Annotated in this window: 16 protein-coding genes; 4 read left to right on the top strand and 12 right to left on the bottom strand. The window is 70.8% G+C overall.

Annotation, left to right across the window (positions count from 1 at the left end):
- The 4 genes from AB0J66_RS26985 to AB0J66_RS26970 are packed head-to-tail and all read left to right on the top strand — an operon-like array spanning position 1 to position 1,756.
- The gene (locus AB0J66_RS26985; protein WP_364665995.1) at positions 1–357 is read left to right on the top strand and encodes a hypothetical protein; all 357 of its coding nucleotides are present in this window, start codon (positions 1–3) and stop codon (positions 355–357) included.
- A gap of 25 nt (positions 358–382) precedes the next feature.
- A complete protein-coding gene (locus AB0J66_RS26980; RefSeq protein WP_364665992.1) occupies positions 383–757 on the top strand; it encodes a YbaB/EbfC family nucleoid-associated protein in 375 nt (124 codons plus the stop codon).
- Positions 750–1,061, top strand: coding sequence for a type VII secretion target (locus tag AB0J66_RS26975; RefSeq protein ID WP_364665990.1), 312 nt, complete (start codon positions 750–752; stop codon positions 1,059–1,061). Before AB0J66_RS26980 ends, AB0J66_RS26975 begins: the two co-directional genes overlap by 8 nt.
- Complete coding sequence (locus tag AB0J66_RS26970; RefSeq protein ID WP_364665987.1) at positions 1,058–1,756, top strand: hypothetical protein; 699 nt, start codon at positions 1,058–1,060, stop codon at positions 1,754–1,756. Before AB0J66_RS26975 ends, AB0J66_RS26970 begins: the two co-directional genes overlap by 4 nt.
- Positions 1,757–1,930: 174 nt before the next feature.
- Here the strand turns inward: AB0J66_RS26970 and AB0J66_RS26965 are convergent, their stop codons facing one another.
- The 12 genes from AB0J66_RS26965 to AB0J66_RS26910 form a co-directional block, all read right to left on the bottom strand.
- The gene (locus AB0J66_RS26965) at positions 1,931–5,128 is read right to left on the bottom strand and encodes a DUF87 domain-containing protein (RefSeq protein ID WP_364665984.1); all 3,198 of its coding nucleotides are present in this window, start codon (positions 5,126–5,128) and stop codon (positions 1,931–1,933) included.
- Complete coding sequence (locus AB0J66_RS26960; protein WP_364665981.1) at positions 5,128–5,769, bottom strand: hypothetical protein; 642 nt, start codon at positions 5,767–5,769, stop codon at positions 5,128–5,130. The genes AB0J66_RS26965 and AB0J66_RS26960 overlap by 1 nt, the downstream gene beginning before the upstream one ends.
- 2 nt (positions 5,770–5,771) lie before the next feature.
- A complete protein-coding gene (locus AB0J66_RS26955) occupies positions 5,772–6,755 on the bottom strand; it encodes a DUF559 domain-containing protein (protein WP_364665978.1) in 984 nt (327 codons plus the stop codon).
- Between the two features lie 172 nt (positions 6,756–6,927).
- Positions 6,928–8,103 (bottom strand): Gfo/Idh/MocA family oxidoreductase, encoded by a 1,176-nt coding sequence (locus AB0J66_RS26950; protein WP_364665976.1) that lies wholly within the window; start codon positions 8,101–8,103, stop codon positions 6,928–6,930.
- Between the two features lie 11 nt (positions 8,104–8,114).
- Positions 8,115–9,161: a substrate-binding domain-containing protein gene (locus AB0J66_RS26945; RefSeq protein WP_364665974.1), complete on the bottom strand. Its 1,047-nt coding sequence runs from the start codon at positions 9,159–9,161 to the stop codon at positions 8,115–8,117.
- A gap of 45 nt (positions 9,162–9,206) precedes the next feature.
- A complete protein-coding gene (locus tag AB0J66_RS26940) occupies positions 9,207–10,223 on the bottom strand; it encodes an ABC transporter permease (protein WP_364665971.1) in 1,017 nt (338 codons plus the stop codon).
- On the bottom strand, positions 10,220–11,758 hold the full coding sequence (locus AB0J66_RS26935) for a sugar ABC transporter ATP-binding protein (protein ID WP_364665968.1): 1,539 nt from the start codon (positions 11,756–11,758) through the stop codon (positions 10,220–10,222). The genes AB0J66_RS26940 and AB0J66_RS26935 overlap by 4 nt, the downstream gene beginning before the upstream one ends.
- Positions 11,755–13,002 carry an ROK family transcriptional regulator gene (locus tag AB0J66_RS26930; RefSeq protein ID WP_364665966.1) on the bottom strand — a complete coding sequence of 416 codons (1,248 nt, stop codon included), beginning with the start codon at positions 13,000–13,002 and terminating at the stop codon, positions 11,755–11,757. Before AB0J66_RS26930 ends, AB0J66_RS26935 begins: the two co-directional genes overlap by 4 nt.
- A 195-nt stretch (positions 13,003–13,197) precedes the next feature.
- On the bottom strand, positions 13,198–14,358 hold the full coding sequence (locus tag AB0J66_RS26925; RefSeq protein ID WP_364665963.1) for a YihY/virulence factor BrkB family protein: 1,161 nt from the start codon (positions 14,356–14,358) through the stop codon (positions 13,198–13,200).
- A gap of 531 nt (positions 14,359–14,889) precedes the next feature.
- Entirely contained in the window at positions 14,890–15,699 is an 810-nt protein-coding gene (locus AB0J66_RS26920) for an ABC transporter permease (protein ID WP_364665960.1), read from the bottom strand.
- 1 nt (position 15,700) lies between these two features.
- The gene (locus AB0J66_RS26915) at positions 15,701–16,450 is read right to left on the bottom strand and encodes an ABC transporter permease (protein WP_364665958.1); all 750 of its coding nucleotides are present in this window, start codon (positions 16,448–16,450) and stop codon (positions 15,701–15,703) included.
- Positions 16,450–17,373 (bottom strand): ABC transporter ATP-binding protein, encoded by a 924-nt coding sequence (locus tag AB0J66_RS26910; protein ID WP_364665955.1) that lies wholly within the window; start codon positions 17,371–17,373, stop codon positions 16,450–16,452. Before AB0J66_RS26910 ends, AB0J66_RS26915 begins: the two co-directional genes overlap by 1 nt.
- Between the last annotated feature and the right edge of the window lie 10 nt (positions 17,374–17,383).

The following is a 17,383-nucleotide window of genomic DNA, read 5'->3' as shown; positions in this document are numbered from 1 at the left end:
ATGGACACGTCCGGCCTTCCCGAATCGCTTCGCGCGCGTATCGCGGAGCGATCGGCGCTGTCGCCCATCGACAAAGTGCGCGCGCTGCTGCACGGCTACGTCCACGACGCGAACAGCTTCGACGAGATCCGCGACGAGCTCGAGGACACGGCGGAGACCAACACCCTCTTCCTCGAGCAATACCTGGCTGCCTTGGAGACCATCCTGGCCGAACCCCAGCCCGAGGGAACACTCCTTCGTCTCGTCGCGGGAGACGGCAATCGCGGCCTCGACGATCCGACGGATGCCTCAGCGGCCGTGTACTTGCGCCGACTGCACGAGACGCTCCAATCGGTGATAGCCGGGACGAAGGGGTAGCACGGCCCTCCTAGCATCCATAGGCATGACTGGCGATCCGAGCTTCCTCGACCCCGACGGGTCGCGCGGCTACCTGCGGGATTGGAAGCAGCGGGTGGACCGGAACGCCGCCAACGCGCAAGCCATGGCCGACCGTCTCGGGCGTCTGCGGGCGACTGGGCGGGATGGCAACGACCTGGTCGAGGTCACCGTCGACTCGTCCGGGGTACTGCAGGACATTCGGTTCACGGAGCGGATTCAGCGTGTGGCGCCGGACGTTGCCGGGCGGGCGGTCATGAGTGCGTTGCAGACAGCCAAACACGAAGTCGGCCACCGGACTCGCGCGATCATCGACGACACGGTGGGGCCCGATTCCGTTGCCGGGAGGGTCATCGGCGAGAGGCTTGACCAGCATGGCTGACGGGTTCGCGGTTGATGCTGAGCAGATTCGGCGGCATGCGGTCAAGGTGGATGCCGTGCAGCAGCGGTTCGCCGCGGTCAAGGGGGCCAGCTCGGCGATCGTCCGGGACGATGCCGCGTACGGCCTGCTCTGTGGGTGGATCTCCGGGGTGCTGGAGTCGCGGCATGCGCGGCAGGACGAGCTGATCGCGTATGTCGAGGAGAATCTGCGGCTGGCGAGTGAGGCCCTCCGGCAGACCGGCGCCGGCTATGACCGGGCCGACGATGCGGCCGCGCGGCGCCTGCGGCAGGCGGGTGGGCTGTGACCACCTCGCTGGTAGCGAACGTCATCACGCCGGGCGGCAGCACGACCGGGGCCTCGCTGGTCGACAGCTTTCAGGGTTTGCGGCAGTCCGTCAGCGGCGGCGACTGGGTCGACGGGGCGCTGGCCGGTGGGGCCTTCGCGCTCGAGGCGGCATCCACTGTGCTCGATCCGTTCAGCGCCCTGCTGGCCAACGGGCTCGGCTGGGCCATGGAGTACTTCGAGCCGCTGCGCGAGGTCCTCGACAAGCTGGCCGGCATCCCCGACCGTGTCGCCGCGCATGCCGCCACCTGGCAGAACATGGCCGGTGAGCTGCAGGCCATGTCGGCCGACCTGCAGGGCCACCTGAGCGCCGACCTTCCCGACTGGCAGGGCCCGGCCGCCACCACGTACCAGTCCCTGATGGCCAACAACGTGGACGCCCTCGGCGGCCTCAGCGTCCTGGCCTCGACCATGTCTTCCGCCACCGAGGCCGCCGGCAACCTGGTCACCTTCACCCGCGACATCGTCCGCGACCTGATAGCCGACCTGGTGGCCCGCGTCATCGTCTGGGCCGCCGAAGCCCTCCTGATCATCACCATCCCCGTCGTCGCCGCCCAGATCGCCTCCGCCGTCGTCAAATGGGCCGGCCGCATCCTCGGCTACACGACCGCCCTGATCACCAGCCTCACCAACCTGACCCGCTTGATGCGGGGCTGACCCCAGAGGTACGCGTCCTCAGCGAACCCGCAAGATCCTGGCCGAGCCCGGCCACTCCCCCGCGAGCCAGTCGCCGCGTAAGGCCGTAACGCGCCTTTCGCGTTATTGCATGGCCAACCCCAAGCCGCCGGCGCCTACTATCGCCCAGGGACCTCGGGGGCGAACCCGCCGAACCTATGTCTGATCCTCGACCGCCCTGTGACCGCCGGCCACGCGGAGGACCTCCTCGACGGTCAGCGGGCTGTGGGGGTGATAGGTCAGGGACAGGGGGGTACGGATCTTCGCCGGCGCCTTGCCCTCTGCGGCCAGGTAGAACTCGCCGACGGTCAGGCGGGACACGTCGGGGACGTCGCCGCCCTTGGCCTTGGCCATGTCGCGGGCCGCTTCGATCTGGATCGGGCTGTTCAGCAGGCCGTAGAACTGGGTGGCCGCGTTGCCCGGGATCCGGTTGTGCAGGCCCTTGGGGGCCTGGGTGGCGAAGATCAGGCCGAGGCCGTATTTGCGAGCCTGGGCGGTCAGGGCGAGGGTGCTCTGCGTACAGGCCGTCATCGCTCCCGACGGCGCGAAGGTCTGCGCCTCGTCCATGACGAGCAGGCCCCCGAGCGGGCGGTCACCCGCCGGGTTCCGTTTGATCCAGGCGAACAGCGCCATCTGGAGCTGGTTGACGAAGCTCTGCCGGGCCTGGTCCGAGGGCAGGCCGATCAGGCTGATGACCGACACCCGGGCCCGTTTGCCGGGGGCCGGGGTCAGCAACGTGCCCGGGTCCATCGGCGTGCCCTCACCGCCGAAGAGCGGGTCGTTGACCATCGCCGCGGTCAGGGTCTGGGCCAGCCCGAGGGCGATCTTCTCGGCGTCCTCCAGGTCGATGAGCCCGTCCGGGAAGGTGTGCAGGGTGTCGATGAGCCCCTTGAGCCCGGTGCCTCCACGGCGGCCGTAGTGCTCGACCGCCTTGCGCAGCACGGCCAGGCCCAGGTGGGCCCGCGAGGCCCGGCCGGAGACCATGGCCCGGGGCGCGAGCGAGGCCACCGCGGCGTCGACCGCCTCGTTGAACTCGTCCGGATCGTCCAGCACGCTGCGGAAGTCGGGCAGGGGCTGGAAACTGAGCGGCCGGCCGGAGACGCGGCGCGGGGTCCAGACGACGACGTCCGTACCGGCCAGGTAGTCCGCGGCCTTGGCCGGGTCGTCCGCGCGCCAGGACGAAGGCGGCTCCGGCCAGCCCTGGCCGAGCCGGGCCAGGTCGTTGTTGGGGTCGAGGACGATGCTGGAGACACCTTGGAGGGCGCACTCCTCGACGATCCGGCGGATCAGCACGGTCTTGCCCGATCCGGAACCCGCGAAGATCGTCATGTGCTTGCGGAGGGAGGCCAGGCCGAGCGGGGCCGGCCGCTGCGAGTCGTAGCCATAGCCGACGGTGAAGGTGCCCTCTGCCGGCGCTGTCGGCTTCTCCACAAGCGAGGCACCCGCGGAAGAGGCGCCCGCGGAAGAGGCGCCCGTGGAAGAGGCGCCCGTGGAAGAGGCGTCCCCGTGCCAGTCGTCCGCGTCGGCCAGGGCCTGCTGGAGGAGCTGGACCTCGGTGGTCGGCCGGCGGTCGGCCAGCCAGGACTGGAGGTCGATGCTCTCCTCGGCCAGCATGGTCCGCAGCGCGGAGAGCACCCGCAGATCCTCTTCCACGAGCGGAAGGAACCGGCCGCCCTCGGCCCGGAAGGCCTCGACGGCCCGCATGGTCGCCGGGCCGGACCAGCCGCCGTTGCGCAGCAGGAACAGCTTGCGCTTGGGCACCTGGTGGTCGAGACCGGTGGCCAGCGCCGCCCTGCGCAGCCGGGAGAGCGCGGCGTTGCCGTGGTGGTCGTCGCTGATCGCCCGGAAGCACCAGTGGACCTGGTCCTCGGTGGTCTCGTCGAGCGTGAGCCGGAGCCGGGCGTGCAGCGGCGGGTTGGTGCTCGGCGGCGGGTCGACCGCGAAGGCCTCGCCGGCGTCGCCTTGCTCCAGGACCCAGGCCGTCAGCCCGGCGGCCAGCAGTGCCGGCACGGTGTCGTCCTCGCCGGCTTTGCCGTACGGGGTGACTACGTCCGCGTTCTTCCGAAGCTCGGCGAAGCGGGCGTCGAACCGCTCGAGCTCGCCGGCCGGCACCTCGGGCGCGACCGGGTGCGGCTCGTGGGCCTCGGTGGCCGGCGGCGCGCCGAGGTGGTCCAGCTCGCGGACCTGGTCGTCGGCGATGCACTGGCGGATGTGGGTGTCGATCTCGATGAGCAGCTGACGCGGGGTGTAGTCACCGGCCGTCGCAAACGCTTCGGGCCGGACGGGCCAGGACGGGTACGGCGGCTCGAAGCCCGTCTCGCCGTACCGCAGGGCGAACCGCTTCTCGATGATGGCCCGGGCCAGGACGTCGTCCTTGATGACCTCGAGGGTGGGGGCCAGCCGAAACCGGTCGATGACGGTGTCGGAGGCCATGGCGCGGATCGTCGCCCAGGAGTCCGGGATGCAGGCCACGACGGTCAGCGTGCGCCGGGTGACCTGCCGCAACGACATCAGGCCCTCGGCGATCTGGCTGAGCATGTAGGCCTGCTCGGGGCTGATCTGCACGGCCTGCTGCAGGCGGGCCCCGGCCGCGATCGAGCTCTGGGCGATGAGGGTGTCGATCTGGTCGATCGCGATGACCGACGGGCCGGTCAGCGCCAGCAGCCAGGACAGGTCCTGCACGATCTGCTGGGCGAGCCGCGGCGCCCGGCGCATGCCCCAGGCCGCGCGCTCGCCCGGCTCGGACTCCTCGCCGGAGAGGAAGTAGTTCTCGGCCAGGTCGCGGTGGGCCACGTCCTCGGAGGCGCTGAGCGCGAGCGCCCGGGCCGTGTCCTGGCTGGCCCGGGCCACCTGGCGGTCGAACGCGCCGAGGCCCTCGATGAACGCGTCCAGCGACGGCCGGGTCAGCTCGGTCTCGCCCATGACGGCCCGGCGGGCCTTGCGCGGAGCGCCGACCATGGCCGACAGCCGGCGCAGCAGAAGCACCAGCTGGGTCTCCGGGCGGCCCGGCACGGTACGCGACAGGCCGTCGAGCATCGCGGCCAGGACGCTGTCCCAGAAGCCGGCCGCGTCCAGCAGGCCGACCAGGAAGAAGTAACCCTCCTGTTCCTGCACCTGCTGGCGGACCCAGCCGAGCAGATGCGTCTTGCCGGAGCCACGCTGGCCTTGGACGACCACGCCGATCGGGCTGCCGCCGTCGCTGGCCCGGGCGTCGGCCACGCCGTCGAGGATGTCGCGGGCGACGGCCGTGTGCAGGCCGTCGACGTGGAAGGGCATGGGCCGCCAGACGTCGTCCGGCACGGGCGCCCAGTTGAACCGCAGCGCCGCCAGGGCGGCGCGCTCGCGCTGATCCATCACACGCCGATCGACAGCACGTGCTTGTCCTGCCCGCCGATGTGCAGGGCCGCGGCGTGGTCGGCGTCGGTGAGCACCTTCTGGTTGGACTGCGGCGCGACGGTGACACCGGGCTCGCGGCTGATCCGGCGCAGGGCGTCGTCCACCGCGGCCCGCGGCACGTCGGGGAAGCACAACCGCAGCCGGGTCAGGCTGACCCAGCCCCCGGGCTCGTCCTTGAGGGCGTCGTACGCGCCGACGACGCGCCCGCGGAGGTCGGGGTCGGCGGCGGGCGCCGCGCCGCGGACGTCGCTGAGCGCGAACAGCTCGGCGAAGGACGCGCAGCCGCTGCGGCCGAGGGCCCGGTCGCGCAGGCTGCCCAGCAGCGCCGACAGTGCCGCGGCCTGGGCGGTGGCGCCGTTCGACCGGAAGTTCAGCTCCTCCTGGACGTGCACCCAGCCCTTGTCGTCGAGCTGCAGCGCGTACGTGGGCCCGCTGCGTCGGCTGGCCACGAAGTGCCGCCGGGCCAGCTTGTCCCGGGCCGGCTTGCGCACGTCGAGGCCGTACACCGCCTTGAGCTCGGTGTTCAGGACCTCCCGGGCCTCCGCCATGAGAACGATCAGGATCGCGTTCTCCGCGGGAGTGAGCTCGTCCCCAGCCATGGTCATGTTCCTTCCGCTGTCTCGCGCCGCCGGCTCCGAATATAGGTGCCGATCTGATGCACGACCGCGCCCACGTCGTGGACGACCCGGGCATTGGTGAACCGCAGGACGGCATAGCCGTCGAGTTGGAGTTGGACGTCACGCTGCCGGTCGGCCTCGAAACGGACCGGGTGGCAGTGTTCCGGGCCGTCGAGCTCGACCACGCACCGCTCGCCGGGCCAGAGCAGGTCCAGCCGGACGGGTGAACTGAGCGGACTCGTCTGGTAGGTCTGGTTCCACCGGCGGCCGGCGGCCCAGCTCTCGGCGGCGAGCGCCGCCTCCAGGGCGGCCTCGACCGCGCTGGCCGGGTGGGGCCGGCCGATCGGAGCCGAGGGCGGGATCGTCAACCCGTCGAGGACCGCGACCGGCACCCGGCCCGGATCGGCCGACGGCGGGCCGAGCAACCAGACCGCGACGCGGGCGTTGTGGGTGAGCCAGTCGCCGCCGGCCACGATCGCGTCCCGCTGCCACCGGTCGAGCTCCGGCGGAAGGGAGACCAGCAGGGCACAGCGAGGCCGGCCGAAGGCTTCGGCGATCAGGCGGGCGAGCTGGGCGGCCCGGGCCCGTACCGGCAGGTTGGGGTTGCCGTCGCGGTGCCCGGTCATCGCACGAACCGCCAGATCGGTCAGGAAGGGGCGGCTGTAGTGGGACCGCGCGGCCCGGGCGGCGGCCATCATCCGGATCGCGGCCACGCCTCCGACGTCGGCCCGGCCGATGCCGGCCACCTCCGGCAGCCAGGCCGGCAGCAGCTCGACGGCCAGGTGTTCCAGCTGGTCCACCAGGGCGGCGACGAAGTCGCGGGGCGTTCGTCCCGTCGTGCCGGCGCGGATCACCACCGGGGCGAGCTCGGTGCTGTGCTCGGCGGCGAAGTGGGCCAGGGCCGGGGCCTCCGCGCCGCGGATCTCGACGACGCGGTCGGCCGGAACGTCTTTCAGGAGCATGGTCATGGCCGGAAAGTCCGCGCACCCTCCCATCCGTCGTCGCCGTCCGCTCCGGACAGATTACGGAGCGGCCCGGCCGGACGCATCGGCCCGTTCGGCGGATTCCGCCGCGGATCGGCCTCGTGCGGGGCGCAACCGCACGTTCCCTCGCCGATCCGCGGCGGACGCTTGGGGTGGGTCAGACCGGCTCGAGGGCCGGCTTCACCTCGCACCACTGGGACGACTCGGCCGAGCGGGACACCGCGTCGAGCACCAGCTGCACCTGCAGCGCGTCCGCGAACGAGGGCGTGGGCTGGGCGCCCGTGGCGATCGCCTCGATCAGGTCGCGGAGCTCGTGGGTGAAGGTGTGCTCGTAGCCGATGCCGTGACCGGCCGGCCACCACGCCGACATGTACGGGTGGGTCGGCTCGGTCACCAGGATCGTGCTGAAGCCCTGTTCGTCGGTGGGCAACGCGCCGTCGAAGAAGGACAGCTCGTTCATCCGCTCGAAGTCGAACGCGAGCGAGCCCAGCGAGCCGTTGAGCTCGACCCGCAGCGCGTTCTTGCGGCCGGTGGCGAAGCGGGTCGCCTCGTACGTGGCCACCGCTCCCCCGTCGAGGCGGGCCAGGAACAGCGCCGCGTCGTCGACGGTCACCTCGCCGTACGACTCCGAACCGGACGCGGAGAGCCCGGCCGAGGCCGACGGCAGCGGCCGGGACTTGACGAACGTCTCGGTCAGCGCCGACACCGCGCTGATCGACTGGCCGGTGACGAACTGGGTGAGGTCGACGATGTGGGCGCCGATGTCACCCAGCGCCCCCGAGCCCGCCACGTCCTTCTGCAGCCGCCAGACCAGCGGGAACTCGGGGTCGACGATCCAGTCCTGCAGATACGTCGCCCGTACGTGGTGGAGCTTGCCGATGCGGCCGGCGGCGACGAGGTCGCGCATGAGCGCGACCGCCGGCACCCTCCGGTAGTTGAAACCGCACATGGCGAACACACCCTGGGCCCGGGCCGCCGCCGCGGCCATCTCCCGGGCCTCGGCCACCGAGTTGGCCAGCGGCTTCTCGCACAGGACGTGCTTGCCGGCGGCGAGCGCGGCCAGGGCGATCTCCTTGTGGGTGTCGCCCGGTGTGCAGATGTCGATGAGGTCGATGTCGTCCCGGTCGATCAACGACCGCCAGTCGGTGGTGTGTTCCGCCCAGCCCAGTTTGGCCGCGGCCGCCGCCACCGCCCCTTCGGAGCGGCCGGCCACCGCGGTCATCCGTGCCGACAGCGGCAGGTCGAACGCATGGTTCACGGTGCGCCACGCTTGTGAGTGCGCGGCGCCCATGAACGCGTAGCCGACCATGCCGACCCGCAGCTGTTCCGACATTTACAACCCCTTTAGAAACCGAGCTTCGCGTACTGCGAAGCGTTGTCCTTGGTGATCGTCTCGGAGGCGAGCGTGATCTCCTTGGGCACCTGCAGCTCCACCAGCTCGCTCAGGCCCTTGCCCTGACCGATGAGCCGGGCCAGCGAGATCGCCGACGAGGCCATCGACGGGCTGTAGGTGACCGTCGCCTTGAGCACGCTGTTGTCGGCCTTGATGGCGTCGATCGCCGCCTTGGAGCCGGCCCCGCCGACCATGAAGAACTCGCTGCGGTTGGCCTGCTTGATCGCGGCCAGCACACCGATGCCCTGGTCGTCGTCGTGGTTCCACAGCGCGTCCATCTTGGGCAGCGCCTGCAGCAGCGCGGTGGCGGCGGCCTGGCCGCTGTCCGCGGTGAACTCGGCCGGCCGGCGGTTGGCGACCTTGAAGCCGTTCGCCTCGAGGGCCGTCTTGAAGCCGAGCGAGCGCTCCTGGGTCAGCTCGAGCGAGTCGATGCCGGGGATCTCCCCGATCACCGGGTTGCTGACGCCCTTGGCCTTGAGCTGCTCGACGATGTAGTTGCCGGCGGCCAGGCCCATGCCGAAGTTGTCGCCCTTGATCTGCAGCCGGTAGGCCGCCATGGACGGGAAGGCCCGGTCCAGGTTGATCACCGGGATGCCGGCCTTCATCGCCTCGAGGCCGGCCGCGTTCAGCTCCTTGCCGTCGTGCGGGAGCATCACGATCACGGTGGGCTTCTGCGAGATCAGCGTGGAGACGGCAGCCCGCTGGGCCGCGGCGTCGGCGCCGGCCTCGACCGGCTTGAACTCGACGTCGGTGTACGCGGCGGCCTGCGCCTTGGCGTTGTTGGTGATCGCCGCGAGCCAGCCGTGGTCGGCGGCCGGCGCGGAGAACCCGATGGTCACCTTCTGGCCGGGGGCGGCGTTCGGGTTGGCCGACGCGTCGGTGTTGGTGTTCACCTGGGCGTTGTTCTCGGGGGTGTTGCTCGTGCACGCGGTGAGAAGCGCTCCGGCGCCGACGGCAGCACCGCCGAACAGAACGCGCCTACGGGACAAAGCGGACATGAATCCTCCCAAGGGGGTACCCGGTAGAGCAGACCGGGCGAGAGATCAGCGCTTGAGGAGTTGCGTGAGAGAGCGGTAACGGAACTGCTGGATCAGGACGGCGAGCACGATGATCCCGCCCTTGACCATGTTCTGAACTTCGGTGGAGAGGTTGTTGATCGCGAACAGGTTCGTGATCGTGGAGAACACCAGCACCCCGAAGAGGGCGCCGATGATGGTGCCCCGGCCGCCGCTGAGCAGCGTGCCGCCGATGATCGCCGCGGCGATCGCGTCGAGCTCGTACAGGTTCGCCATGGCGGCCTGAGCACTGGTCGCCTGGGACGTCAGCATGATCGCGGCGATGCCGCAGCACAGCCCCGACAGGGCGTACAGCAGGAGCGTGTGCCTCTTGATGTTGATGCCGGCCAGCCGGGCCGCCTCGGGGTTGCCGCCGACCGCGACCGTGCGCCGGCCGAAGGTGGTGCGGTTGAGCAGCACCCATCCGGCCGCCACGACCAGGCCCAGGATCCAGACCAGGAGCGGGATGCCGAGAAGCTTGTTGGCGGCGAGGTCGTTGATGAACGTGTTCGCCGACACCTGGGTCTGCTTGCCCGAGATCTGAGCGGCGAGACCGCGCGCCGCGACCAGCATGGCCAGCGTCGCGATGAAGGGCACCAACTTGCCGTACGAGATGAGCACCCCGTTGACCAAGCCGACGCAGATGCCCACCACGAGGGCGGTGAAGATCATGCCGGCCGCGCCGTAGCTCTGCGTGGCGAGGGTGGTCGCCCACACGCCGGAGAGCGCGATGATCGCGCCGACCGACAGGTCGATGCCGCCGCCGATGATCACGAAGGTCATGCCGACCGTGACCACGCCGATGGCCGACGCCTGCTGCAGGATCGTCAGGAAGTTGTTCTTGACCCAGGTCGGGTCGCTGTAGAGGTCGGGCTTGGTGATGATCCCGACCACGATCAGCAGCACCAGCACGCCGACCAGGCCGAGATTACGGATGACGTTGTCGTCGAAGCGTCTGCGTTGCGCGCGTTTCTGCACCTCGGGAGGCGCCGTCTCGGTGATCATGCTGGCTCTCCCTCCATCAGCGACCCCGACATCACGAGGTCGAGCACGGTGTCCTCATCGATCTCCTCCGCCGGCGCCTCATGGATCAGCCGGCCCTCGCGCATGACCAGCACCCGGTCGGACAGGCCGAGCACCTCGGGCACCTCGCTCGAGACGAGCAGCACGCCGACGCCGCTCTCGGCCAGAGACCGGATGACTTGATAGAGCTCGGCCCGGGCCCCCACGTCCACGCCGCGGGTCGGCTCGTCGAGCAGCAGCAGCCGCGTGTCGCCCATCAGCCACCGGCCGACCACGACCTTCTGTTGGTTGCCGCCGGAGAGCGTGCGCACGGGGCGCATCACGTCCCGCGGGCGCAGCTCGAGCTTGTCGGCCGTACGCTCGGCCGCCTTGCGCTCGCCCCCGGCGTCGGTGAACCCGGCGCGGGCGAACCCGGAGAACGACGAGAGCGTCATGTTCTTGTAGATCGGCTCGTCGAGCAGCAGCGCCTGGCTCTTGCGCTCCTCGGGAGCCATGCCCATGCCCTTGCGGACGGCCGTGCCGAGCGTGCGGATCCGCTTGCCGTCCAGCGTGATCGTGCCGCTGTCCGGCCGGCGGGCGCCGAAGATGGTCTCCAGCAGCTCGGAGCGGCCCGAGCCGACCAGCCCGGCGATCCCGACGATCTCGCCCGGCGCGACGGTGAGGCTCGCGTCGGCGAACTCGCCCTCGCGCGTCAGGCCCTCGACGACCAGCAGCGGCGGCTTCTCCTCGCGCGGTGGGCGCGGCGGGAAGACGTACTCGATGGTCCGGCCGGTCATCCGGCTGACCAGGTCCCGGGTCGGCGTGTCGCGGGCGGGCAGGTTGGCGGCGGTGGTCCGGCCGTCCTTGAGCACCGTGACGCGGTCGCCGATCTCGCGGATCTCCTCGAGCCGGTGCGAGATGTAGATGACCGCGATGTTGTGCGAGGTGAGCTCGCGGATGATCCGGAACAGGTTCTCCACCTCGTCATGAGCGAGCACGGCGCTGGGCTCGTCCATGACGATCAGCTTGGCGTCGTGCGAGAGCGCACGGGCCATGCTGACGATCTGCTTGCCGGCCGCCGGCAGGTTGCGCACGAACTGCTGCGGCGGGATGTGCTCGTGCCCGAGCCGCGCCAGGATCTGCTTGGTCCGGGCCGCCGTGGAGCGCCGCCGGGTGAAGCCGAAGCGGGTCTCCTCGTGGCCCAGGAAGGCGTTCTCGGCGACGGAGAGGTCGTCGACGAGGTCGAGCTCCTGGTAGATGGTGGCGATGCCGGCCCGCATGGCGGCCTGTGGGGTGGCGGGGGCGAAGGGCTGGCCGAGCCAGGTGATCTCGCCGCCGTCGGCGTGGTGGACGCCGGCCAGGGTCTTGATCAATGTGGACTTGCCGGCGCCGTTCTGCCCCAGGAGGCAGTGCACCTCGCCGGCCCGGACCTCCAGCTGGACGCCGTCGAGAGCACGGACGCCGGGGAAGGTCTTGACCACATCGGTGAGTCGGAGGACGACGTCTTCGGAAGCTTCGCGTTGTGCCGGGATCGTCATGATGCCTGCTCGAATGCCGTGTCGCTGGCCAGCACCGCGGCGCCGGTGACACCGGCTCGGCTGCCCAGCTCGCTGAGGACGACGGGAAGGTTGCCGGTGGCCAGGGGCAGCGACCGGCGGTAGACCACACTGCGGATCTCGGCGAGCAGCACGTGACCCAGCTGGGCCAGGCCCCCGCCGATGACAATCATCGAAGGGTTGCTGAAGGACACCAGGGTGGCGAGGACCCCGCCGACGCGGCGGCCACCCTCTCTTATCAGGCGGATGCAGGTGACATCGCCCTCGGCGGCGCCGTCGGCGACGTCGCGGGCGGTGATCGTGATGCGCTCCTCGAGCGCCTCCTCGTCGTCGCCGGCGCCCTCGCTCTCGGCGGCCCGGCGGGCCGCGGCCTGGTAGACGGCGAGCCGCTCGGCCAGCGCCGGGGACTCACCCGTGCGGGCCGCGGCGATCGCGTCGCGGGCCAGGGCGGCCCCGCTGAACAGGGCCTCCAGGCAGCCGGTGTTGCCGCACGAGCAGACCGGGCCACCCGGGTCGACCTGGATGTGGCCGATGTCGCCGGCGCAGCCGTCGACCCCGCGGTAGACCGTGCCGCTGAGGTGGATGCCGCAGCCGATGCCCGTCCCGATCTTCACGAACAGGAAGTCGTCGACCGAGTGGGCGACGCCGCCGTGGCGCTCGCCGATGGCCATGATGTTCACGTCGTTGTCGACCACGGCCGGGCAGCCGTGCTCGCGGGCGAGGAACTCGCGCACGGGGTAGCGGTCCCAGCCCGGCATGATCGGCGGGGAGACCGGCACGCCGTCGCGGAAGCTGACCGGCCCCGGCACGCCGATGCCGACCGCGTCGAGCCGGTCGAAGGCCCCGTCGGTACGCGCCTTGGCGAGCAGCTCGCTGACCCGCTGCAGGATCACCCGCGGCCCCGAGCGGATGTCGGCCGCCTCCTGATAGAGCGCGACCGGCTCGAGACGGCCGTTCGTGACCTCGATGTCGATGGAGCTGGCGCCGAGGTCGACCGCCGCGAACCGCAGCCGCGGGTTGAGCTCGACCAGCGTGGACCGGCGGCCGCCGCGCGAGGCGGCCATCCCGGCCTCGGCGATCAGGCCGGCCGCGACCAGCCGCTCGACCTCGGCCAGCAGGCGCGGACGGGTGAGCTCCAGACGGTCCCCCAGCTCGGCGCGGGACACTGGCCCCTCGTCGCGCAGCAGGCGCAGAATGCGCAAGTGGGGAGCATCGGCCAGGTGCACAGAGACCTCCGGAGGCGCTTCACACCGCGGTAACCCTGCGGTGTTGTGCCCGTCACAGTAGGCCCGTTCCGCCTCAGGAGTCCATACCTTCTCGAAGATCATTCCTAACTTTTGTCTATACGTGCAAAAGTGGCCGGGCCGAAGACACGAAAAAGCGCCGGGCTTTCCCGCCCGGCGCTCCTCTTCGGTCGTGCCTTACTTCGTGCTGAGACCCTGTTCGCTGCCCTTCTTGATCTTCCGGTCGTCGCGCAGCTCCAGGAACGGCTCGTCCGACGGGTCGTGCCCGGCCGCGATCGCCCGGCCCCGCTCCAGCTCCGCGTCGAGCTCGGCGCCGAGCAGGATCGCGATGTTCGAGATCCACAGCCAGACCAGGAAGGCGATGACACCACCCAGGGCGCCGTACGTCTTGTCGTAGTTGGCGAAGTTGGCCAGGTAGATCGCGAACGCGCCGGAGGCGACCAGCCACAGCACCACGGCGAAGATGCCACCCGGGCTGACCCAGCGGAAACCGCCGGTCTTGGCGTTCGGCGAAGCCCAGTAGAGGATCGCGAACATCAGGCTGACCAGCAGGACCAGCACCGGCCACTTGGCGATGTTCCAGGTCAGGACGGCGGCGTCGCCCAGGCCGATCTTCTCGCCGACCACCCGCGACAGGTCACCGGTGAAGACCACGATGAAAGCCGAGATGATCAGCATGAGGCCGATGACGGCGGTGACGCCGACCCGGATCGGCAGGGTCTTCCAGATCGGCCGGCCCTCGGGCACGTCGTAGACGGCGTTGGACGCCCGCATGAAGGCGGCGATGTAACCGGAGGCCGACCAGAACGCCAGGAGCAGACCGATGATGGCCGCGAAGCTCGCGGTCCCGGAGGCGCCGACCTGGTTGAGCACCGTGTCGACAAGCTCCTTGATCTGCGAGTTCCCGCCGGAGATGTCGTCGATCGTCTGCTGCACGGTCGCCTTGCCGTCGTTGCTCAGCATGCCGAGAATCGACACCAGCACCACGGCCCCGGGGAAGATCGACAGCACGCCGTAATAGGTCAGCGCGGCCGCCCAGTCGGAGATGTTGTCCTCCGAGAACTGCTTGAACGTGCGCTTGACGGCCGCGAAAAGCCCCTTGCCCTTGAGCTCGGCCGGGCTGTCCGGCCCGGCGTCGGGCGGCGGCGCGTTGAGGTCGTTCTCCCGGTCCTCACCGGTCCGCGTGGTGGCCACGTCGTAGTCGCGGGCACCCTTGGTGCGCGCCGACGCCGACTCGGGATCGTCCCGCTTGTGGCGCGCGTTGGCCGCCTCCGCGTGCCCGTCCTTGCTCGCCGCAGCGGTCGCCGTGTCGTCGTCGTGCTTGTTGAAAAGCTTCATAGCCGGCCCTCCAGCCGCAGGACATCCCAGTAGCGCGCGGCCGCCTCCCCGCTTCCGCAACGAACGCGCGACCTGCCCCAGTGATGCCCGCCACCAGGCCGCCTTAACCCCCTTCACCCGCCCGATAGATGCCCCACCGCAAACAACCACCCGCGGCGAACCCCACCCGGCCCGCAGATCCAGGACCGCGCGCCGAGGGGGATGCCGGCCCGGCAAGTGGGGCTGGGCGAGATGGCCGCCTTGGACCGTCGGGCGGGGTGGGGCTGTGGTGAGGCCGCCGAGGTGGACGGTCGAGTGGGGCGGCGCCGAGCGGGGTGCGGGTGCGGCCGAGGTGGCGACCGGCGGGATGAAGGTGGGCGATAACGCCCGGCAGGGTGGCGGGGTGCCGCTCGCGCGAAACGACCCGGGCCGGGCCCGCCAGCGCCGCGGGGCAGGGCTGGGGCGAGGTAGCCCAGGTTGGACCGGGGGACGGCGGGAAGGGCGAGCTCGCAGGACGTGGCGGGCGGACCGGGGCGGCGGGCAGTGGGGTGGCTACTTGCAGAGCATGCGGGTCATTCGGCGGCCGGCGAGGGTCAGGCCCAGGGCCAGCAGGGCCAGGAGGTAGAGGACGTCGAGCAGGTGGGGCCAGCCGGCGGTGCCGGTGCTGAGGGCCCGGATCAGGTGGACCGAGCGGTAGAGCGGGGTGATCTCGACCAGCCACTGGAGAGCGGCCGGGTAGGGCGCGATGGGGGTGAAGGTGCCGGAGAACAGGAACAGGGCGAACTGGCCGGTGGCGATCAGGTCGAAATCCTGCCAGCTGCGGATCAGGGTCGAGACGGCCATGCCGAGGCCGCCGAAGGCGAAGCCGACCAGGATGGTGGCCGGGAACATGAGCAGGGCGCGCGGCCACGTGGTCAGGTCGAGGAACACCATGATCACCAGGAAGGCGGCCGAGTAGATGGAGCCGCGGACCATCGCCCACAGCAGCTCACCCAGCGCGATCTCGATCGGCCGGACCGGCGTGGCGAGGATGCCCTCGTACAGCCGCATGAACTTCATCTTCCCGAAGAAGTTGAAGGTCGTCTCGGACAGCGCCCCGGTCATCGCCGACGCGGCCAGCATGGCCGGCGCCACGAACTCGGCGTAACCGACCACCTCGCCCCCGGGCAGCGTGATGTCACCGATCAGCGCCCCGACGCCCACGCCGATCGAGAAGAGGTAGAGCACCGGCTCCAGAAACCCGGAGACCATGACGATCCAGTAGGCCGAACGCAGCGTCGCCACGTTGCGCTCGGTCACCGAGACCGATCGCCGGCCCATGCCCTCGAACGAGACGAGCCGCGGCATCACGAGCGTGACCACGTCAGATCACCAGCCTTCGGCGGTAGCGGGTGTGGGCCAGCCAGCAGCCGGCGGCGCACCAGGCGGCCAGGTACAGAGCGTGCAGGAGGCCGAGCCAACCCGGACTCAGGCCGAGCATGGCGTCGCGGCTGAGGTCGACGCCGTGCCACAGCGGCAGCGCGTAGGCGATCCAGCGCAGCACCACCGGCAGCGACTCGACGGGGAAGAAGACGCCGGAGAACAGCGACATCGGCAGGACGGCGAAGCGCAGCAGGATCGCCAGGTAGCTGTCGCTGGTGATCGTCGCCGCGTAGGCGGCCGTGGGCGCGGCCACGGCCAGGCCGACCGCCATGGCCACGATCAGCGCCAGCGGCGACCACCAAGAATGGAGCGTGCCGAAGGCCAGCGCGATGGCCAGGAAGACGGCCGCGCTGACCAGGACCCGGAACAACATGTAGGCCAGGTGGCCGCCGAGGATGTCGCGGACCCGCAGCGGGGCCGCGGCCTGGGCGAAGTAGACCTTCTGCCATTCGAAGCAGCTCAGCACCGGCCACGTCGACTCGCCGATCGCCGTCTGCATGGCGGCCGAGGCGATCAGGCCGGGCACGATCCAGTCGAGGTAGGGCACGCCGCCGACGCCGCCGGTCACGTACGACCCGACGCCCACACCGAAGCCGAGCATCGTCAGCAGCGGCAGCACCAGCGACGACAGCGCGCTGCCGCGCCACGTACGCCGGTAGTTGACCAGGTGGTACTCGAGGACGGCGAGCATCAGTCGACCAGCGTCCGGCCGGTGAGGTGCAGGAACACGTCCTCCAGGCTGCTGCGGCGCACCAGCACGCTGGCCGGGCTCAGCGAGCGCCGCTGCACCTCGGCCGTCGCCGCGTCACCGTCGGCGACGTAGAGCAGGATCCGGTCGGGCAGCACCTCGACCCGGTCCCCGACGCCCTCGAGCTTCGACGCGTACGGCTCCTGGGACTCGGCGTTGAACCGCAGCTCCACCACCTCCCGCGTGGAGTACTGCGAGATCAGCTCGCGCGGGGAGCCGAGCGCGACGATGCGGCCGCCGTCCATCACCACCAGGCGGTCGCACAGCTGCTCCGCCTCGTCCATGTAGTGGGTGGTCAGCACCAGCGTCACGCCCTGCTGCTTGAGCCGGAACAGCCGCTCCCACACCAGGTGGCGGGCCTGCGGGTCGAGGCCGGTGGTCGGCTCGTCCAGCAGGACGATCTCGGGCTCGTTGACCAGGGCCCGGGCGATGGTCAGCCGCCTTTTCATGCCGCCCGACAGGGGCTCCACCTTGCTGTCGGCCCGCTCGGTGAGCTGGACGAAGTCGAGCAGCTCGTCGGCCCGGCGGCGGGCCACCTTGCGCGGGATGCCGAAGAAGCGGGCGTACGTGGTCAGGTTCTCCCGGACGCTCAGCTCGAGGTCGAGGTTGTCGAGCTGGGGGCAGACGCCGAGCTTGGCCCGGATGCGCGGCCCGTCGCGGACCGGGTCGAGCCCGAGGATCTCGAGCACCCCGCCGGTCGGCGGCGACACACAGCCGATCATGCGCATGGTGGAGCTCTTGCCGGCGCCGTTGGGCCCGAGGAAGCCGAACGCCTCCCCGCGGCGCACCTCGACATCGATGCCGTCGACGGCCGTGAAGTCGCCGAACCGCTTGACCAATCCGCGCGCTGAGATGAGGCTGCTCACCTCAAGGACA

It is taken from the genome of Actinoplanes sp. NPDC049598 (assembly GCF_040675435.1).
Taxonomy (GTDB): domain Bacteria; phylum Actinomycetota; class Actinomycetes; order Mycobacteriales; family Micromonosporaceae; genus Actinoplanes.
This window is presented reverse-complemented; position numbering and strand designations above follow the sequence as displayed.

Coding starts and splice junctions, on each gene's coding strand:
- AB0J66_RS26985 (WP_364665995.1), top strand. CDS start 1: ATGGACACGTCCGGCCTTCCCGAATCGCTTCGCGCGCGTATCGCGGAG.
- AB0J66_RS26955 (WP_364665978.1), bottom strand. CDS start 6,755: ATGACCATGCTCCTGAAAGACGTTCCGGCCGACCGCGTCGTCGAGATC.
- AB0J66_RS26975 (WP_364665990.1), top strand. CDS start 750: ATGGCTGACGGGTTCGCGGTTGATGCTGAGCAGATTCGGCGGCATGCG.
- AB0J66_RS26945 (WP_364665974.1), bottom strand. CDS start 9,161: ATGTCCGCTTTGTCCCGTAGGCGCGTTCTGTTCGGCGGTGCTGCCGTC.
- AB0J66_RS26950 (WP_364665976.1), bottom strand. CDS start 8,103: ATGTCGGAACAGCTGCGGGTCGGCATGGTCGGCTACGCGTTCATGGGC.
- AB0J66_RS26915 (WP_364665958.1), bottom strand. CDS start 16,450: ATGCTCGCCGTCCTCGAGTACCACCTGGTCAACTACCGGCGTACGTGG.
- AB0J66_RS26965 (WP_364665984.1), bottom strand. CDS start 5,128: ATGGATCAGCGCGAGCGCGCCGCCCTGGCGGCGCTGCGGTTCAACTGG.
- AB0J66_RS26925 (WP_364665963.1), bottom strand. CDS start 14,358: ATGAAGCTTTTCAACAAGCACGACGACGACACGGCGACCGCTGCGGCG.
- AB0J66_RS26935 (WP_364665968.1), bottom strand. CDS start 11,758: ATGACGATCCCGGCACAACGCGAAGCTTCCGAAGACGTCGTCCTCCGA.
- AB0J66_RS26960 (WP_364665981.1), bottom strand. CDS start 5,769: ATGGCTGGGGACGAGCTCACTCCCGCGGAGAACGCGATCCTGATCGTT.
- AB0J66_RS26940 (WP_364665971.1), bottom strand. CDS start 10,223: ATGATCACCGAGACGGCGCCTCCCGAGGTGCAGAAACGCGCGCAACGC.
- AB0J66_RS26980 (WP_364665992.1), top strand. CDS start 383: ATGACTGGCGATCCGAGCTTCCTCGACCCCGACGGGTCGCGCGGCTAC.